Genomic DNA, 25,111 nt, shown 5'->3' on the forward strand with positions numbered 1-25,111 from the left:
CCTCGTCTGGAGCACCATGTCCTCGAACCCCGTCTCCCTCCGCCGGCGGCACCGTGCCGGCGTCCTCGTCCTCGCGGCCGGCGTCGTCGTCGCACTCGCCGGCTGCTCAGCGAACGCCGCGGCCGACCCCGCCGGCGCGGACGACGGCTCGGTCACGATCGGCGCCGCCGCGAACGGTGCCGCGACCGAGACCACGCTCGACGTCGCGGCCGACCCCGCCCTGCACGATGCCCTCCCCGCCGACGTGAAGGCCTCGGGGAAGCTCGTCATCGGCGTCGGGGCCCTGCCCGCCGGGTTCCCGCCGCTCGCCTTCACCGGGGACGACCAGAAGACGCTCACCGGCTCGGAGCCGGACCTCGGCCGCCTCGTCGCCGCGAAGCTCGGGCTCCGGGCGGAGGTGTCGAACGCGACCTGGGACAACCTCTTCGTCGGCATCGACGGCGGCAAGTTCGACGCCGGGTTCTCGAACATCACCGTGACCGAGCAGCGCAAGGAGAAGTACGACTTCGCGTCCTACCGGCAGGACGAGCTGGCCCTGCAGGTACCGGCCGACAGCGACCTGTCCTTCGACGGCGACCCGTCCGTCCTCGCCGGGGAGACGATCGCCGTGAGCTCGGGCACGAACCAGGAGAAGATCCTGCTCGAGTGGCAGGAGCAGCTCGCGGCCGACGGGAAGACCGTCACGGTCAAGTACTACCCGGACGGCAACGCCGTGAAGCTGGCCCTCGACTCGGGGAAGATCGACGGGTACTTCGGCCCGAACCCGACGATCGCGTACCAGAACAGGCAGAGCGCGGGTGGGGCGCACCCGACGAAGACGGCGGGCACGTACTCCGGAGCCGGGGCGGGCCTGCAGGGTCTCATCGCGGCGACGACGAAGAAGGGCAGCGGTCTCGCGGAGCCGATCGCGGACGCCCTCGACGAGCTCATCGAGGACGGGAACTACGCGGAGTGGCTGCGGGCGTACGGCCTGTCGAACGAGGCCGTCGAGCACTCGGAGGTCAACCCCGAGGGACTGCCGCTCGACAACAGCTGACGCACGGCTCCCGCGCTGGCACGACGCGCCGCTCACCTCCCCGGTGGGCGGCGCGTCGTGCGTTGCCGCGGTCGTCCGCGCAGTGGCGACGGGCCGGCGGTCCCCGCCGCGACGCACGCCGCCGGACGGGAGGCGCGGTGTGCGCCGGTACCGAGCCTCCCGTCCGGCGGCAGGACCGCGCCCCGCACGAGCGGGCGCGACCCGGGTCACGCGGCGCGGCGCGCCGGGCTCCAGGCGACGCCAGGTCTCAGCGACGCCGGGCCTCAGGCGACGACGACCGCCTCGGCGGTGCGGCGGGCCCACTCGGCGGCGAGCAGCTCGTAGGAACGCACCCGTGCGGCGTGCTCGTGCGTGATCGTCGTGACGAGGAGCTCGTCCGCCCCGGTGACCCGGCGGAGCACCTCGAGTCGGTCCGCGACGTGCCCGGCGTCCCCGACGAAGCGGGCGGCGATGCGGTCGCGGACGGACTCGGCGGCGGCTGCGTCGAGCGGGGCCGCGCGGGCCTCGTCCGGCGTCGGGTACGCGATCGCGCCGATGCCGGACCGGATCGAGTGCACCCACTGCCCGTAGCCGTGCGCGAGTTCCTCGGCCTCGGCGGTCGAGCGGCCGACGACGACGTCCGCGGACACGATGACGTACGGCTCGTCGAGCACGCCGGGGCGGAAGGCCGCGCGGTACGCCTCGACGGACGCCAGGACGGTGCCGGGTGTGGAGTGGTAGTTCGCGCCGTAGGGCAGACCGAGCGCCCCCGCGATCCGGGCGCTCTCGCCGCCGGTCGAACCGTGGACCCAGAGCTCGACGTCCGCACCGGTCGCCGGTGGCGCCTCGACGACGGTGCCGTCACGCTCCCAGGTGCCGGCGAAGAGGGCACGGACCAGGGCGAGTTCGTCCTCGAACCGGTCGACGTCGCCGGGTACGCGGCCGAGGAGCTCCCCCTGCAGGGCGAACCGGCTCCCGGGGGCGATGCGGAGGTCGAAGGGCGCGGGCAGGAGCAGCCCGTCCACCTCGGTGTCGGCGCGCGGGGCGAGCGCGGGCGGCTTCGGCGTGCCCGGAGCGGGTGCGCCCGAGCGGCCGAGACCGAGGTCGAACCGCGGCCCGTACAGCCCGGTGAGGGTGCCGAAGGTCTCGGCGATCTGCAGTCCGCGGACGTTCCCGACCAGGGTCGCTGCGCTGCCGACCCGGATCGACGTGGTGGCACCGGCGACGGCACCCATGACGACGGTCGGTGCGCTGCCCGCGACGCCCGGGTTGAGGTGGTGCTCGGCGAGCCAGTACCGGGCGTAGCCGGCGCGCTCGGTGACGACGGCGAGGTCGACCGTCTCGTGCAGGGCCGCCGTGGCGGACGAACCGCTGCGTACGGGGACGAGGTCGAGCACCGAGAGCGGCACCGGCGCCCCGCGGTCGACGCCGCTCATGCGAGCACCCCCTGGCGGTCACGGACCCGCCCGGACAGCCCGAGGGTCTCGCGCAGGGTCGCCCCGTCCTCGTACTGCTCCCGGTACACACCGCGCTCCTGCAGCAGTGGGACGACGCTGTCGACGAACTCGTCCAGGCCGTACGGGTTCGTGTGCGGGACGACGACGAACCCGTCGGTCGCCCGTTCCTGCACGTACCGGTCGATCTCGGCGGCGATGCTCGACGGCGTGCCGACGAAGCCGCCCCGCGTCGACACCCGGATGACGAGCTCCCGGATGGACAGCCGGTCCGCCGCGGCCTGCTCACGCCACGTCTGCACGACCGCCCGAGGGTCCCGGACGTGCCGGACCCTGCCGCGGGTGATCGTGTCCGCGTCGACGTCGGGTTCGACCTCGGGCAGCGGTCCGTCGACGTCGTAGGACGACAGGTCCCGGTTCCAGACCTGCTCGAGGAACGCGATCGCGGTCGCCGGGCTGACCTGCGCCCGGCGGATCGCCCGGGACCGTTCCTCGGCCTCCGCCCGGGTGTCGCCGAGCGTGAAGGTCGCGCCGGGCAGGACGAGCAGCTCGTCCCGGGAGCGCCCGACCCGGGCCAGCCGGGCAGCGAGGTCGTCGGAGAACCGGCGGGCGTCCTCGAACTCGGTGTGCAGCGAGAAGACGACCTCGGCCTGCGCGGCGGCGAGGTCGCGGCCCTCGTCGGAGTCGCCGGCCTGCACGAGCACGGGGTGACGCTGCGGGCTGCGCGGCACCGGGAACGTGCCGGTGACGTCGAACTGCGGGCCGTGGTGGTCGACGTCCCGGATGCGGGAGCGCTCCGCGTACACGCCGGCTGCGTCCGCGACGACGGCGTCCGGCTGCCACGAGTCCCACAGCTCGCGGGCGAGCTCGACGAACTCGGCGGCGCGCGTGTACCGGTCCGCGTGGTCGAGGAAGCCCCCGCGTCGGAAGTTGGCACCGTGGAAGGCGTCCGAGCTCGTCACGACGTTCCACCCGGCGCGGCCCTCGGTGAGGTGGTCGAGCGTGGCGAGCTGCTTCGCGAGCTCGACCGGCTCGTTGAACGTCGCCGACAGCGTGCCGACGAGCCCGATGTGGGACGTCACCCCGGCGAGGGCGGCCAGGACGGCCAGCGTGTTCGGACGACCGACGACGTCGAGGTCGTGCACGCGGCCCTTCTGCTCGCGGAGCCGCAGCCCCTCGGCGAGGAACAGGAAGTCGAACCGGCCCCGCTCGGCGTTCCGCGCGAAGTGCTCGAACGACGAGAACGCGATCTGGCTCTCCGCGCGGTCGTCGCTCCAGACCGTGGTGTTGTTGACGCCCGGGAAGTGGGCGGCCAGGTGCACCTGTCGCTTCGTGCTCATGCGGGGACCCCCTCGGGTGTCGTGGTGGCGTACCGGCTGACCGCGGGTCCCAGCCCGAACCGCGTCCGCAGGTCGGCGACGGGGCGCGAGGCGACGTCCGCGCGGAGCCCGGCGGCGACGAGCGCGGGGACGAGCTGTCGGGCGACGGCGGTGCTGTCGAGCGGGATCCGCAGCGGGCGCAGTCGGACGCCGGCGTACCCGAGGGCACGGAGGTCGCCGATGCGGGACACGAGTTCCGGCACGGTGGTCGCGAGCACGGCGGCGTCCGACCAGGGGGGACCCGCTGCCGCAGGCCCCGCCGCCACGGTTCCCGCCGCCGCGTCGAGCGCTGCGAGCGCGTCCGCCGCCTCCGCCGAAGACGACCCGATGAGCACCGCGAGGTCCGCGAGCACCGGGCGCTCCCGGTCCGATCCGGCCGCCTGCTCGGCGTCCCGCACCACGGCCAGCGCGCCCCGGTCCTCCAGGCCGCCCGCGCCGGGCGTGACGAGCACGACGTCCGCCGCGTCGACCGCGAACCGAGCCGTGTCCTCGCGGTGCGCCAGTGCGAGGACCGGCGGCCGACCCTGCGGGGACCGCGGGACGATCGACGCGCCGTGCACCGACAGGTACGAGCCCCGGAACCGGGCGTCGTGGATGCGGTCGCGGTCGATGAAGCGGCCGGTGGCGACGTCGCGGATGACGGCGTCGTCGTCCCAGCTGTCCCAGAGACGTGCGACGACCTCGGCCACCTCGCGCGCCTCGTCGAGCAGCGGCTCGACCGAGCCCGGTCCCGGTGCCCCGTCGGGCAGGGTCCGGCGGCCGAAGAGCGCGGCCTCGCGGGCGGTGGGACTCACCTGCAGTCGCCACCCGGCCCGGCCGGTCGACACGTGGTCGAGGGTCTGGAGGGCCGTCGCGACGTGGAACGGTTCGGTGTGGGTCACCGAGACGGTCGGGACGAGGCCGATCTGGCGGGTGGCCGGTGCGACGGCGGCGGCGACGAGCAGTGCGTCGAGGCGGCCGACGACCGTGCTGGTGTCGAGGTCACCGGTCGCGTCCACGGGGCCGGCGGCGAAGGAGTCCTCGAGCGTGACGGCGTCGACGCCGAGGCGGTCCTGCTCCCCGACGACGTCGCGCCAGTGCTGCAGGGTCGGGAGGCGTCGCGCGGCGACCGGGTCGGTCCGCCAGGCTGCCGGGTGCCATCCGGCGCCCTGCAGTGCGGTGACGAGGGTGATGCGGTCGGGCACGGGTTCCTCGGCTCTGTCAGTGGTCACGGCGTGCGGGATGCGGGGCATCGGGCGTGCGTCGACGCTACGGCGACGGACGCCGAGCCGGGGCGTGGGTTGCGGTCCGTGACGGGGTGTTGCGTCGGATGACGTCCGGCGTCCGTCCGTCACGCGGGGGGTGACGGGGCTTCATCACCAGGTGATGCGGACGAACTCCCGGCGGAGACGGTCGGCTCGTCCGGGGTTGGTCTGCTCGACCCAGCCGATACGGCCGAGGAGGTGTGCCCGGAAGTCCGGATGACCTGACCGGTTCTGTGACTCCGGTCCGTGCTCGGCGCAGTTGTGGAGGACGGCGTGGAGGCGGTCGACCTCGCGGCGGCCGGGAGCGGTGCGGTCGTTGACGACGACGCCGGTGACGCTCTGGCGGACGCTCGCGGGTCGGACCCGGGTCTTGCGGGCGTTGAGCCGGAGGCCCTGGTCGGTGACCATGCGGTCGACACCCCGGAGGAAGGCGTCGGCGCGCCGCGCGAGACGGTCGTCGCCGCTGAAGGTGAGGTCGTCGGCGTACCGGGTGTAGACGGCACCGGCGGCGTCGGCCCACCCGGCGAGGCGGGCATCGAGGTGCCGCAGCACGGTGTTCGCGAGCGCCGGGGAGGTCGGCGCCCCCTGGGGCAGGTGCGCGTCGGCGAGGGCGCGGCGGAGGGCAGCCCGCTCGTCGACGTCCCCGCCGGGCGGCATCGCGGCGAGCACGTGGGTCGGGACCCGGTGGGTGCAGAGACCGGTGAGGACGTGGGCGAGGGGTTCCGCGAACCCGGCCGCCCGGAACACCCCGTACACGGACCGTGCGCGGACGCTCGCGAAGAAGCTGGTGAGGTCGGCGGTGATGACGACGCGTTGCCCGACGTGCAGCGCGGCGCCGGAGACCACGCTGCGGCCGGGGACGAAGCCGTGTGCCGCGTCGTGCACCGGCAGGACCGCCAGGAGTTCGTCGAGGACCGTCCGTTGCGTCCGGCGGAGCATGTCCAACGGTTTCTCGAGCAGGCGCGGCGTGCGCTCCGGGCGGCGGACCCACTCGTGCCGGTGGTGGTGCAGCGGGCTGGCGGAGCCGGATCGGCGGTTCCACCCGCGCGTGTCGGCGAGCCACAGGAGCCGGCCGACCGTCAGGTCCAGTTCGCGGGCGAGCTCGGGCAGGGTGTCGACGAGCAGGCGGCTCGACACCCGCGGCGCCGCGCGCACCGGGACCGCCCGCCGCAGCAGCACCCGGACCGGATGGCGGGTGGACCGTGTGCGGTGCAGTCGCACCAGCTGCGGTGACGCCGCGATCACCGCCGCGAGCTGCCGGGGCGCGTCGACGGGAGGCCGTGGGTACGTCTCGAGCGCGGTGCGGACGGCGTGGCCCACGTACGCGCGCTCCGGTCCGACGACGTCGAAGCCCGCGGCCGTGAGCGGACCGGTGTCCCAGGCGTCGGCGGCGAGGAAGGCGTCCGCGAGGGCGGTCGCGACCACCTCGACGGGCGTGGGGTTCCCGGGGGACCTGTCGGTGCCTCCGTGAGGTCGCGCGCGCGGAGCGCGCCGAGCCTCTCGGGGCGTGTGGTGCTGCTGGTCCTGCGTACCCCGGGGTGACCCCGGAGAGGCCGACGCGTCGCGCGCGCCGTCCGCCTCCCCCGGGAACTCCACGTGCTCACCATACGGAGGATCGCGCTACCGTGACGAGCGACACCGCCGTCCCCGTGAGGAGCACCATGCCCGACACCACCGGAACCACCGACACCACCGGAACCACCACCGGTGCCCGGTACCGCGAACTCGGGACCGAGCAGAAGCTCGCCGTCCTGCTCGCGGAGGAACGCGAACTCGACCACGACTCGTTCGACCTCGACGACGCCTGGGCGGTGGGCTCCTGGTTGCGGGCGACCGCCCTGGAGCGCGGGCTCGGCGTCGGGTTCGCGGTGTCGTTCGGTGAACAGCGGGTGTTCCACGCGGCGACCCCGGGCTCCGGCGCGGTGAACGACGCCTGGTTGGAACGGAAGTTCCGGGTGGTGCGGCACTTCGCCCACTCCACGCTCGCGGTGCGGACGCAGTACGAGGTCGGCGGCTCGACGTTCGACGAGGCCGCGGCGCTGGACCCCCGGCAGTACCAGGCCGCGGGCGGGGGCTTCCCGCTCGTCGTGCGCGGGTCGCTCATCGGCGCCGTCGGCGTCAGCGGCCTCGAGATGCACGACGACCACGCGCTCGTCGTCGAGGCGCTCCGGGCACACCGGGCGTCGCGCCCGTGAGGACGGTGGACCCCGACGACTGCGTCTTCTGCCGGATCATCGCGACGGACGACCCGGACACCGTCTGGATCGAGCGGGAGCCGGACGCGGTCGCGTTCCGGCCGCTCCCGGAGTCGGAACTCGCGCCGGGACACACGCTGGTCGTCCCGCGGGAGCACGCCACGGGCCTCCTCGACGTCCCTCCGGACGCGCTGCGGGCGACGACGTTGCTCGCACAACGGGTCGGCCGCGCGATGCGGGCCGCCCTCGGTGCCACGGGCGTCATCGTGCTCAGCGCGACCGGGGCGGACGCCGGGCAGAGCGTGCCGCACCTGCACCTGCACGTCGTGCCGTGCTGGCCGGACGACGGTGTGCTCCGCTGGCCGGAGCAGCGGTCCGCGCACGTGGTGGACGGGGACCCGTCGGCGCTGCTCGCGGAGATGTTCGAGTGACGGCCACCGGACGACCCACCGCGGTCGAACTGATCCAGTCCAGCGTGCTCAGCCCGGCTGAGTACGCGCACGCCGCCACAGCGCCGGCTGATGCCCGGCTCGTCTTCCTCGCCGGGTCGTGCCCGCTCGACGCGGACGGAGCGACCGTCGCCCCGGGCGACCACGCGGCACAGGCTGCGCAGTGCGTCGCGAACTTGCAGCAGGCGCTGACCGACGCCGGGGCGCGCATGACGGACGTCATCAGCACCCGCGTGCTCGTGGCGTCGGCTCGCCGAGCGGACCTGGTCACCGCGTGGCGTGTCGTCCGCGACGCGTTCGGCGACCACGACGTGCCGAGCACCCTGCTCGGCGTCACCGTCCTCGGCTACGACGACCAGCTGGTCGAGGTGGAGGCGGTGGCCGTGGTCCTCGACGCACACTGACCGGCCTGCGACACTGGTCGCGCCGGTCGGTTCGCAGTCGCGTGGCCGACACCGGTGGCGGCGCCGCGGAGAGCGCCACGGGCGGAGGCGGGGGCCGATGGGGACCGAGGGGTGGCGCGACCGCCGACGCGAACGGCGCGTCCGGAAGGGCAACGGGGAGCCGCTCCCGCCGCTGCGGTGGTGGCAGGTGGCGACCCGGTCGTTGTTCCAGATCGACCTGAGCGACCCCGGCACCACGACCACGGCGACCTACACGGTCGATGTGGACCACCTGGGCGACCGTGACGACGGCGCCGTCCGTGCCCGGCTGTACCGGGACGGCCGGCTGCTGTCCCTCGCATCGCTCCCGGCGCGGTTCCCGGTCCCCGGCGGCCACATCGAGGTCGCCGTCGGCACCTTCGGACTGCGCCGGTGTCACTTCGTCGCCGCCACGGGTGCCGTGCACCAGTTGACGCCGCTGGCCGGGAGCGCCGAGGGCCGCCGAGCCCGCTTGGCGGCCGAGCGCCCCGGACTGAGCCGGGCGATCGGGACGACGTCGACCCTGGTCGTGCTGGCGGGTGTCGGCCTCGCCGTGCCGCAGCTGCTCGAGGGGATCACGGCGATCCCGCCCGTCCAGCAGGCGGTCGGGGCATTCGAACTGGCGATCGAGATCCCCCTCGCGGTCAACATCGCCGCCGGTGTCGCGACGGTTGCGGGGAGCATCGAGCGGGCGCTCCGGCTGCGGTCGAACTGGCTGGACGACCTGGCGAACTGACCCGGCGCGTGCCAGCAGTTCCTCAGAGGTCGGCGGCCCGGACCAGGTGCCGGATCGGCGGTAGCGCGTCCCGCGCAGCCGCTGACGCCTCGTCGACGACGACCGCGACGCTGACGAGTGTCCCGCCGCACGCGTCGACGAGCGCCGCAGCGGCCGTCGCCTGCCCGCCCGTCTCGATCCAGTCGTCGACGAGCACCACCCGCTGTCCCGGGCGGACGAGGTCCCGTCTGGTGGCGAGCGTCCAGCGGCGTCCGCGGTAGTCGGGGTCGGTGACGTGACGCACGAGCGGACCCGGGAACAGGGCACCGTCCTTCCGGACCGGGACGAACCCGACGCCGAGCGCCAGGGCCACGGCCGGCCCGAGCACGAAGCCGCGCGCCTCGATGCCGAGGACGAGGTCCGCGCGGTCCTCCGCGACGAGTGCCGCGAGCCCCGCGACGACCGCTGCGAGAGCGTCCGGATCAGCGAGCACCGACCAGGTGTCCGCGTCACCGTCGAGCCAGCGGAAGCGGCGCAGCACCGCCCGCCGAGCGCGCTCGACGGCGTCCTCGTCCCTCGTCACGACACGACCTTCCGGGCGAGCCCGCGGCGGACCCTGCCCACGCCGCGACTCACCCGCCGGCCTGTCCGGAGCGGCGCCGGACGACGAGGACGACAGCGGCGACGACGAGCAGCACACCGCCGAGCGCCCACGGGAGTGCGGGTGCTCCCGGGCCGGTCGCGCGCGGATCCGTGGCGGCAGCAGGGCTCGGCGTCGCGGTGACGGACGCCTCCGACCGGAGTTCGGTCTCCCGGCTCGCGGTCGCGCTCGGCGGGGCGACGGGAGCGGGCGTGCTCGACGTGACCGGCACGGCCTCGACCGTGAACGTGAGCTGCCCGTCGATCGGGTGGCCGTCCGGCGAGACGTACCGCCACAGCACGGTGTGCGGGCCGGCCGACAGGGCGACGCGCTTCGACATCGTCGTCCCGTCGACGCGGACCTCGCCCGTTGACTCGTCCTGGCCGCTCTGGTCGCGCACCTCGATGCGGAGGCCCGCATCGAGTCCCGCGAGCGGCGCCTCACTGAAGGTCAGGTCGACCTGCCGCAGTGCCGTCGTGACGGTGGCGCCGTCCGCGGGGGTGCTGCCGGTGAGCGCCGAGTGCGCCGCGGCGGGCGCGGCACCGAGCAGACCGCCGACCGCCGCCGCGACGGCGAGCGTCAGCGCGAGGGCGGTGCCTCCGACGCGACGGGAGGATGAGCTGCTGCGTCCGGTCCGTGGCACATGAGGACTCTACGGGGCCGAGGTGTCCGCCCGACGGACGGACGGGAGGCCCGGTACCAGCTGGCACCGGGCCTCCCGTCCGTCATCGGGACGCGTCAGCGACGCGAGCCGCCCCGCAGGAAGAGCACGGCGACACCGGCGACGCCGAGCCAGACCAGCGGCCGCGTCACGCGACGCCGCTTCGCGACCCAGCCGCCGTCGGTGGCGTTGCCGGCGTCGGTCGGCGCGTAGAGGTTCCCGTCGGTGGGCGCCTGCTCCCCGCGGAGGGCGAAGACCTCGACGGCCGGACGGGTGATGCGGTGGAACAGCCACGGCACGATGAACTCGGCCGGCACGAGTGCGGCCTGGATGCGCCCGACGTAGCGGTTGCGCTTCGGGTGCAGGGCCTCGGCGACGACGGCCTTCGCGGCGCGCTGCACGGAGACGGTCGGCGGCAGCGGGTGCGACGCCTTCTCGGTGTAGTTCGCGCCGTTCTGGTAGATCGGGGTGTCGATCGTCGACGGCAGGACGGCGCCGAAGCGGATGCGCGTGCCCAGGTGCTCGTCGGCGAGCACGTCCATGAGCCCGAGGGCCGCGTGCTTGCTCGTCACGTAGGCCGACTGGTACGGCGCGGACAGCAGCGACTGGATCGAGCCGACGAGGACGTACGTGCCCTCACCACGCTGCTTCCAGTGCGGCAGGAGCGCCTTCACGGCGTGGACGTGACCGTGCAGGTTCGTGTCGACGACGCGCTTGAACGCCTCGGTCGGGGTCTGCTCGAACAGGCCGTAGACGAACAGCGCGGCGTTGCCGACGAAGACGTCGATGCGGCCGAAGCGGCTGGTGACGGTGCCGACGAGGTCGTTCACCTGACGCTCGTCGGCGACGTCGGTGGGGATGGCGATCGCTTCGGCGCCCAGCTTCCGGCACTCGGCGGCGGCTTCCTCCAGGCTCTGCTCGCCGCGCGCCGCGAGGACGAGCGTGGCGCCCTGCTTCGCGAACTCGTGCGCAGCAGCCCGGCCGATGCCGCTCGATGCTCCGGTGATGACGACGACCTTGCCGCGGAATCGTGAACCCATGGGCTCCTCCCTACCCGGTCGGCGCTGCCGGGGCGCCCAGCGGCGTGTCCCCCGTCGCTCCCCCGGCACCGGGGAGCGGAGCCGCGCGGTCCCGGAGTGCGCGGAGCACGCGCGTGAGCACGGCCAGCCCGTCCTGGCCGGCCCGGGAGGGGCGGCAGAGCCCGCTCCGCGGTTCCAGGACCACGTGCCCGTGATCGGTGTCGATGCGGATGCCGTAGTCCGCGTCCTGACCCCGCCACCTGCGCGTCGCGACATCGATGCGCCGGGTCTTCGCCCAGGGCAGCTCGTGCACCGGGCCGCGGTGGTCCGGACCCCAGCCGTGCAGCCCGACGTCGTCCACCGTCCAGATCACCGGCTCCGGCTCGGCGAACTGCTCGGCGGCCATCGTCGACGTCGTCGCGACCGGGAGGTGGAAGGCGACGTCGACGCCGGCTTCCCGGATGCGCTGCAGCGTCCTCCGGTCCTGCCGGGACACCAGCCAGGCGACGACCGCTCCCACCATCCCGCAGAGCAGGAGGACGAGCGGCACGAAGACGATGCTGCTGCCTCGTCCACCGTCGCCGTGGGTACGCCGCACCCACTCCGGGTGCAGCGCCTCGAGCCAGAGCGTCAGTGCCCCCGTCGCGGACAGCACGAGGAGGGCGGTGACGATCCGCAGGACAGGAGGCGCCTGCCCGTCGCGGAGTCGTCGGACCCAGGGTTCGCGTTCGTCCGCGGTCGGCTTCGTCTCCACAGGTCGAGCGTGGCACGGACGCCGTCATCCGTCCGGTGGCCCTGCACGGTCCGGCGCGACCCGGTCGAGCGCCCGGTCCACGGTCCGGCCGAGCGGCCCGACGAGGGTCGACACGTACGTGCGCGTCAGGTGCTGCGAGTCCCGGTAGACGAGCACGTTGCCGATCACCGCCGGGCAGGACCCGTCCGTGCAGAACCACGGCGTCATGTCGGTGACGACCACGCCCGGTGTCGCCCGCGCGGCGTCGACGAGTCGGTCCCCGGCGGCGAAGGCCCGACCCGTGCTGATCCGGCACGCCCGCCGCGCGTCGGGGTGCGCGTCGACACAGCGCTGGACACCGCTGCCCGCGGCCGGGGTGTCCGGGATCGCGACGACGGTGGTCCCTCGCGCGACGAGGGGCTGCCAGGAGGCCCGGTACCCCTCGAGCGCGCGCCGCGCCGGGTCGGGACCTCCGGGGGTGCCCCGCAGGTCGGCCCGGGACGAGGTGAACACGAGGTCGTAGGGGGCTCCCGCCGCCAACGACCGGTCGACGGCGTCGTTCCACGCCCGACACCGGTCGCGCTCGGCATCGGAGACGTCGGACCACACGACGTGGGAGAACTCGCACCCGCCCTTGACCACGAGGTGCAGTTCCCACCCCCGTCGCTCCGCGAGGGCGACGAGGGCCGAGGACCACTGGTGCGCGTGCGAGTCACCCACGAGCGCGACCCGGGTGCCCCCGCGGACCCCGACGACGCAGCTCCGGGCCGCGGTCGCCTCCGCCTGGCAGTCGTCCCACGTGGGGTCGATGTCGTACGCGCCGGTCATGGTCGACGGGGTGGTCCCCCGGTCGGGGTCTCCGCCGACGAGGCACCCGCTCCCCGGGGCGATGGCGGCCGATCCCCAGCAGGAGCCCGGCACCGGACCGGAGGTCGCCCCGGGAGAAGACCTGGCGCCACCGCCGAGCTCGGCGGCGAGTGCACGGTCCTCGCGGAGCTGACCGGTCAGCACCGTCCACCCGGCGGCCGGCGCGAGCAGCACCAGGGCCGTGCCCGCCGCCACGACGGCGAAGGTGACCCGTGGGCGGAGGCGGGCGAGCCTCCCGGCCGTCACCGGACGTTCCACGAGGACGGCGGTGCCGTGCGCGAGTCCCGCGGACAGGAGGACCACCGCGGCCGCGGGGACGGGCGTCGGCACGTCCGCCACCCCCGCCCGTTCGAGGGCGCGCGGCAGGAGGAGGACGACGGGCCAGTGCCAGAGGTACAGCGGGTAGGAGACCCGGCCGAGCCAGCGGACGGGCGGCAGCACGGCGAGGCGGGCGAGGACGCCGGTGTCGACGCGGGTCGCGATGACGAGCGCGGTGGCGGCGACGGGCAGGACGGCTGCGGTGCCGGGGTACGGCACGTCGGGGTGGAGCACCACCGCGCAGGCGACCAGACCGAGCCACCCGGTGGCGGCGAGACCGGTCCGGACCCACACCCTCCCGGACGCCGGACCGGGTGCCGGCGCGAGCGCGAGCAGCGCCCCGACGCCGAACTCCCACGCGCGGGTGTGCGGCCACGAGTAGGCGGGGGCCGGGTCGGTCGCGGTGAGCACCACCGAGCACACGAGGGAGGCCGCGACCACCGTGACGACGACCGCCGCGACGGTCCTCGACGACCGCAGCCGGTGCCGTCCGCCGGCCGACCACCCGGCGAGCAGCAGCAGCGGCCAGAGCAGGTAGAACTGCTCCTCGACCCCGAGCGACCAGAAGTGCTCGAACGGCGTCGACGGGCTGCCCGCGGCCAGGTAGTCCGTGCGCGACGCGGCGAGGGCCCAGTTCTCGACGGAGACCGCGCTCGCGGCGAGGTGCAGGCCGAGGGTGGGCCAGTCCTCCCGCGGGGAGAGCAGGACGGCGGCGACCCCGGTGACCGTGAGGACGACGAGCGCCGAGGGGACGAGCCGCCGAGCCCGTCGCGCCCAGAACGCGGGCAGGTCGACGCCGCCGCGGTGCCGGAGCTCGCGGACGAGTTGCCCGGTGATCAGGAACCCCGACACCACGAAGAAGGCGTCGACCCCGACGAACCCGCCGCGGAGCACCCCGGCGTCGAGGTGGTACACGACCACGAGCACGACGGCCAGGGCGCGGATCGCGTGGACGTCGGTGCGGAAGGGTCCGGACTGCGGCGAGGGCATCACCGGCGACGGTAGGCAGCGCGGGTGAACGGCAGGCGACGCGGTCCGGTGCGGGATCCGGCGATCCGGCAGACGCCCGGTTGACCTCTCCGGAGGTCGTGCACGAGGGTGAAGCGATGCTCTCCCTCGTCTACATGTCCGTCGCCGTCGACGACCTCACCGACGCGCAGCTCGTCGACCTGCTGCGGGACGCCCGCCTGAAGAACGACGCACTCGGCGTCTCCGGGCTCCTCGTCGCCAAGGAGGGCCGCTTCATGCAGGTCCTCGAGGGCCCGGCGTGGAGCGTCGAGGACCGCTTCGGTGCCATCCAGCGCGACCCGCGGCACACGGACGTCCGTTCGCTCAGCCGCGAGGAGGTCGACACCCGCCGCTTCGACGGGTGGTCGATGGCCTTCGGCAACCCCTCCGACGCCGAGGTCCGGGACGAGCCGGGCTTCAGCGACTTCCTGCAGCGCCGCGGTGGGCTGCCGGCGGGGCTGGCCGGGTCCCCGGCGGACTGGCTGCTCCGCTGGTTCCGCGGCCGGCAGCTGCAGGACACGCCGCTCGAGGCCGTCTCACTGGGACGTCACGCCGCCTGACCGTCCGACGCGTCCGGTCGCCCCGAGTTCACCTCGGTGTGCCACGGTGACGGACGTGCACCCCGCTCCCGCGACCGGACCCCTGGCCCGTCGTCTCCGGCTGTCCGACGCCGTCACGATCGGCCTCGGCTCGATGATCGGCGCCGGCGTGTTCGCGGCGTTCGCCCCCGCGGCCGCCGCTGCCGGGACGGGCCTGTTCCTCGCCCTCGTCCTCGCTGGTGTCGTCGCCTTCTGCAACGCCACCTCGTCCGCGCAACTCGCCGCCCGGTACCCCACCTCCGGCGGCGCGTACGTGTCCGGGCGGGAACGCCTCGGGGCCTGGGCCGGCTTCACAGCCGGGTGGGGGTTCGTCATCGGCAAGACCGCCAGCTCGGCAGCGATGGCGACCACCTTCGCCGCCTACGTCGTGCCGGAACCGTGGCAGCGGCCGGTCGCGATCGCCGCGGTCGTCGTGCTCACGGTGGTGAACGCGTTCGGCATCACGCGCACGGCGCTGCTCACGCGGGTGCTCGTGGTCGTGTCCCTCGTCGCGCTGACCGTGGTGGTGGTCATCGGCACGACCACCACCGGACCGACGGCGGCCGCACCGGGAACACCGGCGGCGCCGCTCGGCGTCCTGCAGGCCGCCGGCTTCCTGTTCTTCGCCTTCGCCGGCTACGCCCGCATCGCCACGCTCGGCGAAGAGGTGGTCGACCCCGCGCGCACCATCCCGCGTGCCGTGGTGACGGCGCTGTCGATCACGCTCGTCGTCTACGCGCTCGTCGCGGTCGCCGCGGTGCACGCGCTCGGGCCGGGAGGCACGGCCTCCTCCGCCGCCCCGCTCCGGTCCGTCGTCGACACGGCCGGGCTCCCCTGGCCCGGCGTCGTCGTCCAGGTCGGCGCGGCGGCCGCGTCCCTCGGTGCGCTGCTCGCGATGATCGCCGGGGTCGGCCGCACCAGCCTCGCGATGGCGCGGAACCGGGACCTGCCCGGGTGGTTCGCCGCCGTGCACCCGCGCTGGCAGGTCCCGGCGCGGGCGGAACTCGCCCTCGGGCTCGCCGTGTGCGTGCTCGTCGCGGTGACGGACCTGCGCGGCGCGATCGGCTTCTCGTCCTTCGGCGTCCTGCTGTACTACTTCGTGGCGAACGTGGCCGCGTGGACGCAGGAGCGGCAGGACCGGCGGTACCCGCGCCTCCTGGCCGTCGTCGGCGCGGTCGGGTGCGTCGTCCTCGTCGCCGCACTGCCGCCCGCCTCGATCGTCGGCGGGCTCGTCGTGACGTCGGTCGGCCTGGCGTACCGCGCCGGACGGCTCGCGCTCGCGCGGTCGCGGGCGCGCTGAGGACGACTGCCGCACCATGCCCGCGGACCTCCGGCCGACGGGCGCCGCCGGCGGGTGCGGACGTCGGTGCGTCAGTGCGCGGCGACGGGTACGCGCTGCGCCCGGGCGCCCCGCGGAGAGGCCACCTCGAGCGTCACGACGACGGCGACGACGAGCAGGGCGGTCCCCGGCAACGAGACCGCCGGGACCGCGATCGAGGCGAGCACCGCGACCGACAGGACGACGACGGCCGTGTTGGCCCCGCGCGGCAGGGACGGGCGGATGGCGAGCGCCCAGATGGCGAGCACGAACGACGCCACCGGGACGGCGACGGTCGCGGCGACCGCGGCGGAGCCGAGGTGCACCCGTCCGTCGTCGGCGAGCACCGCGACCTCGATGCCGGCCGGCAACGCCCCGGCGGCCGCGAAGACGAGGTAGTGCCCGTACCCGAACACGAGCGCGGACCGCAGGTCCCGGATGTGGTCGTGCTGTTCCCGCGAGAAGTAGATCCACCACATCCCGACGGTGATCACGAGCCCGCACGCCGCGAGGGTGAGCAGGGAGCCGAGGTGCTCGGTGTGCTCGAGGGCGTCGATCACGGCGTTCGCCGAGGCGAGCAGCCCCTCACCGAGGACGATGAGCGTGAACAGCGAGTACCGCTCGGCGAGGTGGTGGGTGTGCCACGGTGTCGTCTCCGACCGCGACTCCACCCAGACCGGCACGAGCAGCTCGCCGAGGATGAGCACCGGCGCCGCGAACGGTCGCACGTCGTGAGGCAGCGCGAGCGACGCCACCCAGAGGACCTGCACGGCGGTGACGCCCACGGCGTACCGGATCGCGCTCGGACGGAACCGCGTCGACGAGATCGCGGCCCGGGTCCACTGTGCGACCAGTGCCAGCCGCATGATCACGTAGCCGGTGATCCCGACCGTGAAGTCGCCGTCGACCATCACGGCGTGCACCCCGGCGGCGAGGACGAGCACCCCGGCCATCTGGACCACCGTCGTCACCCGGTACAACCAGTCGTCGGTGTCGAACGAGGTGGCGAACCACGTGAAGTTCATCCACGCCCACCAGATCGAGAAGAACACCAGGCCGTACGACAGGACGGCCGACGTCACCTCGCCCTCCGCCTCGATCTCGTGCAGGTTCGTCGCCGCGAGGCCGACCGCGACCACGAACACGAGGTCGAACAGCAGCTCCAGGGGGCTCGCGGCGCGGTGCCGCTGGGTCGGGTCGCGGGGGACCATCCGCCGCAGGCCGATCGTCGTCACGTCACGCCTCCTCGGTCGTGGGCACGTCAGCGCTTCTCACGCAGGTAGGTGAGCACGGCGCGGACGCGGCGGTTCGCGTCGTCCGGTGCCAGGTCGAGCTTCGTGAAGACGTTGCCGACGTGCTTCGCGACGGCGGCGTCCGACAGGTGCAGCTCGCGTGCGACGTCGGCGTTCGAGGCGCCCTCGGCCATGAGGCCGAGCACCGTGGTCTCGCGCGCGGTGAGCCGGGCCAGTGGACTGTCGGCGGTCCGGCTCCGCGTGAGGTGCCGCACCACGTCCGGGTCGACGACGACACCGCCGTCCGCCACCGTCTCGAGCGACCGGAGGAAGGCGGCGACCTTGCCGACGCGGTCCTTGAGCAGGTACCCGACCCCACCGTGTCCGTCGTCGAGCAGGTCCTGCACGTACGCGTCGGCGACCACCTGCGACAGCACGACGACGGGCAGGTCCGGGTGTGCGCGACGGAGCGCGATCGCGGCCCGCAGACCGTCGTCGGTGCCGTCCGGCGGCATCCGGACGTCGGTGAGCACCAGGTCGGGCGCCTCCCCCGCCGCGGCGAGCGCCGTCACGCCCCGGACCAGTCCGCGGGCGTCTCCCGCGGTGCCGACCACGGTGTGACCGGAGCGTTCCAGCAGGCTGACGAGGCCCTCCCGGAGGAGCACGGCGTCCTCGGCCACGAAGATCTTCACGGGCGCCATCGAACCACGTCGGGACGGTCCCGCGCGTCGTCCCGGTGCACCGGCACGTCGAACCGCAGGACGGTCGGGCCGCCGGGGGGACTGTCGACGTGGAACGTCCCGCCGAGCACGGCCGCACGTTCCCGGAGGCCGTCCAGTCCACTGCCGGGTACGGCCACCGCTCCCCCGACGCCGTCGTCCGTGACCTCGAGCCGGAACCGGTCGTCGGCCGTCCGGGCGGTCACCCGCACCGTGGTGGCCCCGCTGTGTCGGCCGGCGTTCGTGAGCGCCTCGCTGACGACGAAGTACGCGGCGGTCTCGACCCGTGCGGGCGGCCGGTCGGGCAGGTCGACGGCGACGTGGACGGACAGCGGCGAGCGCGCGGCGAGCTCGTCGACGGCCGCCCCGAGTCCGTGGTCGACGAGGACGCGGGGGTGGATGCCGCGGATGGTGGCGCGCAGGGCGCCGACGGCGTCGTCGACGTTGCCGCTGATGCGGTCGAGGGCTGCCCGCAGTGCGTCGAGGTCGGGGCCGTCCCGCTCGGCGGCGTCGAGGTCGACCGAGAGCAGGCCGATGTTCATCGACAGGACCGTGAGCTGCTGCTGGGCACCGTCGTGCAGGTCGCGTTCGATGCGGCGCCGCTCGGCGTCGAACCCGTCGAGGAGCGCCCGTCGCGAGTCGGTGAGCTCCTCGACACGGTGTTCGAGTTCGCCGGTCCGGTCGGCGAGGAGTGCCCGTGCGGCCAGGTCGTGGGCCGTCGCGAGGGCGGTGACCGCGTACAGCAGCACGACGGCCGCGACGACGGCACCCGCCAGTTCTGCGGTCGGGTCGAGCCGGAGGCCGTCGAGCCAGGTGCGGATGACGTCGTCAGCGGGTGGGCGGGCCCCGGTGGCGGCCGCCACGGCGACGCTGCCGGCGACGAGCAGCAGGACGACCAGCGCGAAGCCGATCGCGGCGACCAGGAGGAACAGGGGCAGGTAGCCGAGTTCGCTCCATGCGAGCGGGTCCCGCAACCGTCCGCGGACGGTGGTGGGGCGGTCCCGTCCGGACGACCGCGGGTCGGGGATGCGGGGCAGTCCGAGGACGACCGGCAGGCGGCGGCCCACCCGCGCGATCGCGACGGCCCAGACCGGTGCGAGGAACCAGGTCGCGGTGACGGGAGCGACGACGACGAGGCCGAGCACCGCGGTGAGGGTCACGTCGACCAGCGCTCGCCACGGGGTGGCCGACAGGAGGAACGTCCACGGTGGGACGGCCCAGGTGGGCTTCGTCGAGCGGTCGGTCCCGGTCGACGACGCCGCGGTCGGGCGGACCGCGGTGCCCGTGCTGGTCGGGCGGTCGGTCCGGTCCGTGCTCGTCACCCGCCCACGGTAGGGCGCGGAGTCGGAGCACCGCCAGGGTCTCCGTGTCCGGCGACGGTGGAGCTGGGTCCACCACGGGTGTCCTGCCCGCACCCGTGCGGGTCGTCCCGGAGGCGGTCAGGATCCAGGACCGGGACCCGGATCGCTGACGGATCGTCATGCCCTGCCGATCAGTCCGGGTGCAGGTCCCGCACCACCAGCCCCAGCCGAGCACCGCGGAGTCCGCCGCGTCCGGCCCGCCCCTCCGACAGGAGTCCCCGGTGAGCTCACCGCGTTCCGCCGTCCGCACGAGGTCCGTCCTCGCCGTCACCGCCTCGGCCCTGACCGCGGCCACCCTGCTCGCGCTCGTCGGTCCGCCCGCTGCGTCCGCCACCACCGCCGGCGTCCCGCGGTCGCCGACCGACGCGACGACCGCGGCCGTCGGTCACCAGGACGCCGCGACCCGTGCTGCCGGACCGGCCGCCGACGGCGTGCGGGTCGGTGACGGCTCCTACGCCCCGACCCCGCCGACGACCATCACGGACAGCGCCGACGTGCAGGAGACGCTCGACCAGCGGCTGTACATCGACCCGTCCCAGGCCGGGGAGCCCGTGCCGACGAACCAGTGGTGGACCGACCTGCTCGTCAGCGAGTACTCCGGCGACATGTGGGCCTACCCGTTCGTGTCGTCGAACAGCGCCGCGGGCACGAAGGTCACCATCCCGACCCGCTGGAACAGCGACGGCACGGCGATGCGCCTCGAGGCACCCGTCACCGTCGGCGGGACCGTCGAGCCGACCCCGGACGCGTCCGACCGCGTGCTCGCCGACTTCGAGGACGGCGTGCCGACGGGCTGGGTCGCCACCGGTGACGCGTTCGACCGGACCGCGTCCGGCACCGCGGCGGGGCAGAGCGAGGTCGCCGGATGGCTCGGGTCCCGCTTCCTCGACTCCTTCACCGACGCCGACGGCGACGGCGCGACGGGGACGCTCACCTCCCCGTCCTTCACGATCGACCGGTCGACGCTCGCCTTCCTCGTCGGCGGGGGCGACCACCCCGACCACGAAGCCGTGCAGCTGCTCGTCGACGGCGACGTCGTCGCGAGCAGCACCGGGACCGACAGCGAGCGCCTGCGGTGGGACAGCTGGGACGTCTCGCGCTTCCAGGGGCAGACCGCCCGGTTGCGGATCGTCGACGACCTCCGCGCCGGGTGGGCACACGTCCTCGTCGACCAGGTGATGCTCACCGACGCCCCGGACGGCCTCGCCGAGCGGTTCTCCACGTCGTTCTCCGCGAAGCAGGCCGACGCACTCCGCTGGGGCGACTGGAACGTCAGTTGGCGGATGCCGCAGGACGGCCCCGGCGGCCAGTACATGGACGTCACGAGCATGCAGGGCTCGCCCTACGAGTGGTTCGAGTTCCACGGCATGACGCCCCGGATCACCCTGCAGGAGGGTGCCGAGGTCACCGACGGCGACGGCCAGCCGCTCGACCTGCCGGTGACGACGGACCGCTTCGAGATCCGCCAGGACGGGCACGTCTTCGGCGTGCACGCTCCGGACCGCACGACCTTCACCCGGACGGGGAACGTGCTCGAGGCCTCCTCCGGCACGCCGTACCTGGTCCTCAGCGCGGTCCCCGAGACCGGGCTCACGCTGGACGACCTGCACCGGACCGCGTTCGCCGTCCCGCGCGACACGACGATGGCGTACTCCTACGACGCCGCCGCCGCGAACGTCCGGCAGCAGTGGTCGATCGACACCGACACCCTCCAGGGCGACGACCACGACACCGTGCAGGGCTGGCTGCAGCACCAGTACGCCGACGCCACCACGAACCTGCGCTTCACCGGCGCCACCTACGCGACCCCGCGCGGCACCATGAAGACCACGGTCGGACACGACGGGTGGACGCTCGACTACCGGTTCACGGGCATCACGCCGATCGGCGCCTCCCCCGAGGCCGTCGGGGACGACCCGTACTCCGAGGACGTCATGCGGCGGTACCTGCACGACTACGCCGCGAAGACCACGTACGGCGGCGACACGTACTGGGGTGGCAAGGACGTCCTGCAACTCGCCGAGTACATGACCATCGCCCGGCAGATCGGTGCCACCGAGGACGCCCGGAAGCTGCAGGACACGCTCGAGACGGCCCTGACCGACTGGTACACGTACACGGACGGCGAGAAGGAGCACTTCTTCGCCATGTACCCGACGTGGAAGGCCCTCATCGGGTTCGCCGACTCGTACGGCTCCGCGCAGTTCAACGACAACCACTTCCACTACGGCTACTTCGCCGTCGCGACGGCGCTCCTCGGCCGGGTGGACCCCGCCTGGGCGGACCGGTACGAGGGCATGGCGACCCTCGTGGTCAAGCAGTACGCGAACTGGGACCGTGACGACGCCCGTTTCCCGCACCTGCGGACCTTCGGCGTCTGGGAAGGCCGGTCGAACGCGGGCGGTGTGTCCTCCCCCGGGGGCAACAACCAGGAATCGTCGTCCGAGGCGATCCAGTCGGAAGCCGGCCTGTTCCTGCTCGGCTCCGTCCTCGGCGACGCCGACATGCAGGCCACCGGCGCGATGCAGTACGTCACCGAGCGCGCCGCCGTCCGCGACTACTGGCAGAACGTCCGCGGCAACCCCGCCTCGGCGTCGTACGACGGCAACGGGGCGTTCCCCGAGGCCTACCAGCACGGGCAGGCCGGGATCCTCTTCGACTCCGGACAGGCCCACGCCACGTACTTCTCCGGTGACCCCGCCTGGATCTCCGGCATCCAGTGGATGCCGACCGCACCCTGGTTCGACTACTTCGGATGGGACCCCGGGTTCTCGAAGGCGCTCATGCGGGAGATGATGGCGGCCCGACCACGGGCCCTCGGCCAGGCCGGGGTCACCGACGGCAACGCCGGCCGGATCCAGATGCTCACGAAGAAGTGGTGGGGCGTCGGGACCTACGGTGACGCGACGATCAGCCGCGACCGCCCGGCCGCCATCGGTGAGCTGCAGGAGGCGATCCGCAGCGTCGAGGCGAACCACCCCGGGTACGTGACGCAGCGCACCGCCGCGAACCGCCTGTACGACCAGGCCACCGACACGCTGCTCGTGTCGGTCGACGACGACGGACGGGTGGTGTTCCCGGACCGGTACTGGACCCCGGACAGGCTGCCGGCATCGCTCGTCCCCGCCGAGCTCGACGGACCGACGGCGGACAAGCTGCCGAAGGACTGGCCGGTGCCGTCGCCGCTCCTGCCGTTCCTCGTCGACGACTTCCGCGCCGACACGGCCACCATCGACGGGCTGTACGGCGTCGACCTGACCGACCACACGCCCGGCGAGGACACCGCGCACGCCGCGCGGGTCTTCAGCGGCATGGGTGACGCGCTCGGCAACGTCGTCCTCGGCTTCCTCGGCCAGTACGACCCGGACACCTACGCCGACGTCCACGCCGCACTGTGGGACGCCGAGGACCCGGCCGTGACCGGACAGTCGATGGCCGGACTCGTCTACCACCAGGCCATGTCGAACCGCACCGTCGGCACCGAGGTCACCGACCGGCACACCTCCGACCCGCTCAGCCAGGTGTTCCGCGCGGCCGACGGGACGATCAGCTACGTGCTCGACAACCCCGACACCGTGCAGCACACCTACGACGTGTACGAGGGCACGGAGGTCATCGGGCAGATCGCGGTCCCGGCGCAGACGCAGATCACGTCGCACCTCGACGCGCACCTGGATGAGATCGAGGTGCACGCCGACGGCGACCCGAAGACGATCGTCCCGGGGTCGACGACCACCTTCACGGCGACCGGTCGCGACCAGTACGGCGCGACCGTCGACCTCGGCGACGTCACCTGGTCGACCGACGCCGGCACGATCAGCGACACCGGCGTCCTCCGTGCCGCCGGTCGGTCGGACCGGGCGACGGTGACCGCGACCGTCGGTGACGTGCACGGCTCGGTCGCGTTCCGCGTCGCCCCGGCACCGGTCCTCACCGGCATCGACGTCACCCCCGGTGTCGACCGTCTCGTCGTCGGCACCCCGCAACGGTTCCGGGCCGCGGGCCACGACCAGTACGGCGACCCCGCAGCACTGCCGGGGGACGTCACCTGGACCTACACCGGGCCCGGCACGGCCGCTCCCGACGGCACCGTGACGACCACCGGCGCCGGATCCGGGTACGTCGTCGCCACCGGTGCCGGCGTGGCAGGCACCGGTGTCGAGGGCACCGCCGTCGTGGCGTCCGTCACGGCGATCCCCGACGCCGCGGCCGGTGCCGATGTCGTCGCGAGTTCGACCGACGGTGGCAACACCGCCGGCAAGGCCGTCGACGGCGACCGCGGCACCCGGTGGGAGAGCGCGCACGGGGCCGACGACGTCGACTACACGATCGACCTCGGTCGGCGCACCGACGTCACCACCGTGCAGGTCGACTGGGAGGCCGCCGCCGCCGAGCAGTACGTCGTCCAGGTCAAGGACAGCGCGGACGACGACTGGCGGGACGTCCGCACGGTCGAGAAGACCACCGCGGACGCCGACACCGTCCAGGTCGGCACGAGCGCCCGGTTCGTCCGCCTGCACATGACGCAGCGTCTGACCGGCTACGGCTACTCGATCTGGGAGGTGCACGTGTCCGGCACCCCGGCCGCGTCCGCCGTCCAGGTCGACGACGTGCTGCTCGCTCCGCGGTCGGCGACCGTCCGCCCCGCCGCCACCGTCGGGCTCCGGGCGTACGGCTTCGACCGCGACGGGTACGGCGGCCTCCTCGCCGCGGACCGACCGGCGTGGTCCGTCGCGGGCGGCGACGACGTCGGCACGGGCAGCGTCGACGGCGACGGCGTCGTCACCGCCGGACGTGACGGCGGTGTCACCGCGACCGTCACCGCCACCGTCGGCCGGGCCTCCGCGCAGGCGACCGTCACGACACTCGTCGAGCACGCCGAGGACGGCACGGGCGCGGACGGACCCGGCCCGGACGGACCCGGCCCGTCGCGGGACGTCGCGGTCGGCAAGCCGGTGACCACGTCCTCCGACGAGCGCGGTGACCTCGCCGGCCGCAACGCGGTCGACGGAGACGGGTCCACCCGCTGGTCCAGCGCCGCCCGTGACGACCAGTGGATCGCCGTCGACCTCGGCGCCGTCGTGCCCGTCGACCAGGTCCAGGTCGACTGGGAGGCCGCCTCGGCCGAGGCCTACCGCATCCAGGTCCGGGACGACCCGCACGGCGACTGGCGGACGGTCGCCGATGAGCAGCACGGCGCGGGCGGCGCTGCGGTCCACGCGCTCCAGGACGTCTCCGCCCGGTACGTCCGCCTGATCGCGGACCGCCGGCACACGGCGTACGGCGTCTCCCTGTGGGCCCTCCGGGTGTTCTCGACCGAGGGTGCCCCGACCCCCGACCTCGCCCACGGCGCGGCCGTCTCGTCCTCGGCCGACGAGGGTGACGGGGTCCCGGCACGCAACGCCGTCGACGGCGACCCCGGCTCCCGCTGGGCGAGCGGGCACACCGACGACCAGTGGCTCGCGGTCGACCTCGGCGCCGAGCACGAGCTGCACGGAGCCGTCGTGCGGTGGGAGGACGCGTTCGGCCGCGCCTACCGCGTCGAGGCGCGGAACGCGACGGACGACGGGTGGACCACGCTCGCGACCGAGACGGACGGCGACGGCGGGACCGACCGCCTCACCCTCGCCGGCTCGTGGCGGTACGTCCGCCTGCACGGGGTCGAGCGCGCGACGCCGTACGGGTACTCGGTGTACGACCTCGAGATCCGGTAGGCCCGGAGAGCAGCCATGCCGCTGTCGGGCGGTCGGATCGGGACCGCCCGACCGCCCGCCCGACCGCGAC

20 protein-coding genes are annotated in these 25,111 nt (G+C 74.2%); 8 read left to right on the forward strand and 12 right to left on the reverse strand.

What is annotated here, in order from left to right:
* Positions 1–16 precede the first annotated feature (16 nt).
* Positions 17–1,036: a transporter substrate-binding domain-containing protein gene (locus DEI91_RS09425; RefSeq protein ID WP_111052049.1), complete on the forward strand. Its 1,020-nt coding sequence runs from the start codon at positions 17–19 to the stop codon at positions 1,034–1,036.
* Positions 1,037–1,299: 263 nt separating this feature from the next.
* Here the strand turns inward: DEI91_RS09425 and DEI91_RS09430 are convergent, their stop codons facing one another.
* From DEI91_RS09430 to DEI91_RS09445, 4 genes are all read right to left on the reverse strand, one after another.
* On the reverse strand, positions 1,300–2,451 hold the full coding sequence (locus DEI91_RS09430) for an LLM class flavin-dependent oxidoreductase (RefSeq protein WP_111052050.1): 1,152 nt from the start codon (positions 2,449–2,451) through the stop codon (positions 1,300–1,302).
* Positions 2,448–3,809 carry an NtaA/DmoA family FMN-dependent monooxygenase gene (locus DEI91_RS09435; RefSeq protein WP_111052051.1) on the reverse strand — a complete coding sequence of 454 codons (1,362 nt, stop codon included), beginning with the start codon at positions 3,807–3,809 and terminating at the stop codon, positions 2,448–2,450. Before DEI91_RS09435 ends, DEI91_RS09430 begins: the two co-directional genes overlap by 4 nt.
* The gene (locus DEI91_RS09440) at positions 3,806–5,059 is read right to left on the reverse strand and encodes an LLM class flavin-dependent oxidoreductase (RefSeq protein ID WP_258374370.1); all 1,254 of its coding nucleotides are present in this window, start codon (positions 5,057–5,059) and stop codon (positions 3,806–3,808) included. Before DEI91_RS09440 ends, DEI91_RS09435 begins: the two co-directional genes overlap by 4 nt.
* Positions 5,060–5,203: 144 nt before the next feature.
* Positions 5,204–6,517, reverse strand: coding sequence for a reverse transcriptase family protein (locus DEI91_RS09445; RefSeq protein WP_220038064.1), 1,314 nt, complete (start codon positions 6,515–6,517; stop codon positions 5,204–5,206).
* Between the two features lie 236 nt (positions 6,518–6,753).
* On the opposite strand from DEI91_RS09445, the gene DEI91_RS09455 reads away from it, so the two are divergent.
* From DEI91_RS09455 to DEI91_RS09470, 4 genes are all read left to right on the forward strand, one after another.
* Positions 6,754–7,287, forward strand: a complete 534-nt coding sequence (locus DEI91_RS09455) for a heme-degrading domain-containing protein (RefSeq protein ID WP_111052136.1) — start codon at positions 6,754–6,756, stop codon at positions 7,285–7,287.
* A gap of 5 nt (positions 7,288–7,292) precedes the next feature.
* A complete protein-coding gene (locus DEI91_RS09460) occupies positions 7,293–7,718 on the forward strand; it encodes an HIT family protein (protein WP_220038065.1) in 426 nt (141 codons plus the stop codon).
* Positions 7,715–8,140, forward strand: a complete 426-nt coding sequence (locus DEI91_RS09465; protein WP_111052054.1) for a RidA family protein — start codon at positions 7,715–7,717, stop codon at positions 8,138–8,140. Before DEI91_RS09460 ends, DEI91_RS09465 begins: the two co-directional genes overlap by 4 nt.
* A gap of 97 nt (positions 8,141–8,237) precedes the next feature.
* Positions 8,238–8,894 (forward strand): hypothetical protein, encoded by a 657-nt coding sequence (locus tag DEI91_RS09470; protein ID WP_111052055.1) that lies wholly within the window; start codon positions 8,238–8,240, stop codon positions 8,892–8,894.
* A gap of 22 nt (positions 8,895–8,916) precedes the next feature.
* On the opposite strand, the gene DEI91_RS09475 is transcribed toward DEI91_RS09470, so the two are convergent.
* From DEI91_RS09475 to DEI91_RS09490, 5 genes are all read right to left on the reverse strand, one after another.
* Complete coding sequence (locus tag DEI91_RS09475; RefSeq protein ID WP_111052056.1) at positions 8,917–9,456, reverse strand: phosphoribosyltransferase family protein; 540 nt, start codon at positions 9,454–9,456, stop codon at positions 8,917–8,919.
* Positions 9,457–9,505: 49 nt separating this feature from the next.
* Positions 9,506–10,156 (reverse strand): copper resistance CopC family protein, encoded by a 651-nt coding sequence (locus DEI91_RS09480; protein WP_111052057.1) that lies wholly within the window; start codon positions 10,154–10,156, stop codon positions 9,506–9,508.
* Positions 10,157–10,251: 95 nt separating this feature from the next.
* The gene (locus DEI91_RS09485; protein ID WP_181439546.1) at positions 10,252–11,214 is read right to left on the reverse strand and encodes an SDR family NAD(P)-dependent oxidoreductase; all 963 of its coding nucleotides are present in this window, start codon (positions 11,212–11,214) and stop codon (positions 10,252–10,254) included.
* 10 nt (positions 11,215–11,224) lie between these two features.
* Positions 11,225–11,947 (reverse strand): hypothetical protein, encoded by a 723-nt coding sequence (locus DEI91_RS16260; RefSeq protein WP_181439547.1) that lies wholly within the window; start codon positions 11,945–11,947, stop codon positions 11,225–11,227.
* 24 nt (positions 11,948–11,971) lie between these two features.
* Positions 11,972–14,101, reverse strand: coding sequence for an acyltransferase family protein (locus DEI91_RS09490; RefSeq protein WP_111052059.1), 2,130 nt, complete (start codon positions 14,099–14,101; stop codon positions 11,972–11,974).
* Between the two features lie 116 nt (positions 14,102–14,217).
* Between DEI91_RS09490 and DEI91_RS09495 the strand changes: the two genes are divergently transcribed.
* Together DEI91_RS09495 and DEI91_RS09500 are read left to right on the forward strand one after the other, a co-directional pair.
* Entirely contained in the window at positions 14,218–14,679 is a 462-nt protein-coding gene (locus DEI91_RS09495; protein ID WP_146244257.1) for a BLUF domain-containing protein, read from the forward strand.
* Between the two features lie 133 nt (positions 14,680–14,812).
* Positions 14,813–15,997, forward strand: coding sequence for an APC family permease (locus DEI91_RS09500; RefSeq protein ID WP_375537679.1), 1,185 nt, complete (start codon positions 14,813–14,815; stop codon positions 15,995–15,997).
* A gap of 71 nt (positions 15,998–16,068) precedes the next feature.
* On the opposite strand, the gene DEI91_RS09505 is transcribed toward DEI91_RS09500, so the two are convergent.
* Genes DEI91_RS09505 through DEI91_RS09515 form a run of 3 tightly spaced genes read right to left on the reverse strand, consistent with a single transcriptional unit; the run spans position 16,069 to position 19,288 of the window.
* Complete coding sequence (locus DEI91_RS09505) at positions 16,069–17,250, reverse strand: low temperature requirement protein A (RefSeq protein ID WP_258374371.1); 1,182 nt, start codon at positions 17,248–17,250, stop codon at positions 16,069–16,071.
* 26 nt (positions 17,251–17,276) lie between these two features.
* Positions 17,277–17,948 (reverse strand): response regulator transcription factor, encoded by a 672-nt coding sequence (locus tag DEI91_RS09510; RefSeq protein ID WP_111052061.1) that lies wholly within the window; start codon positions 17,946–17,948, stop codon positions 17,277–17,279.
* Positions 17,936–19,288 carry a sensor histidine kinase gene (locus tag DEI91_RS09515; RefSeq protein WP_181439548.1) on the reverse strand — a complete coding sequence of 451 codons (1,353 nt, stop codon included), beginning with the start codon at positions 19,286–19,288 and terminating at the stop codon, positions 17,936–17,938. Before DEI91_RS09515 ends, DEI91_RS09510 begins: the two co-directional genes overlap by 13 nt.
* A 260-nt stretch (positions 19,289–19,548) precedes the next feature.
* Between DEI91_RS09515 and DEI91_RS09520 the strand changes: the two genes are divergently transcribed.
* The gene (locus tag DEI91_RS09520; protein WP_146244258.1) at positions 19,549–25,041 is read left to right on the forward strand and encodes a discoidin domain-containing protein; all 5,493 of its coding nucleotides are present in this window, start codon (positions 19,549–19,551) and stop codon (positions 25,039–25,041) included.
* Positions 25,042–25,111 lie beyond the last annotated feature (70 nt).

The organism is Curtobacterium sp. MCBD17_032, assembly GCF_003234855.1.
GTDB lineage: Bacteria > Actinomycetota > Actinomycetes > Actinomycetales > Microbacteriaceae > Curtobacterium.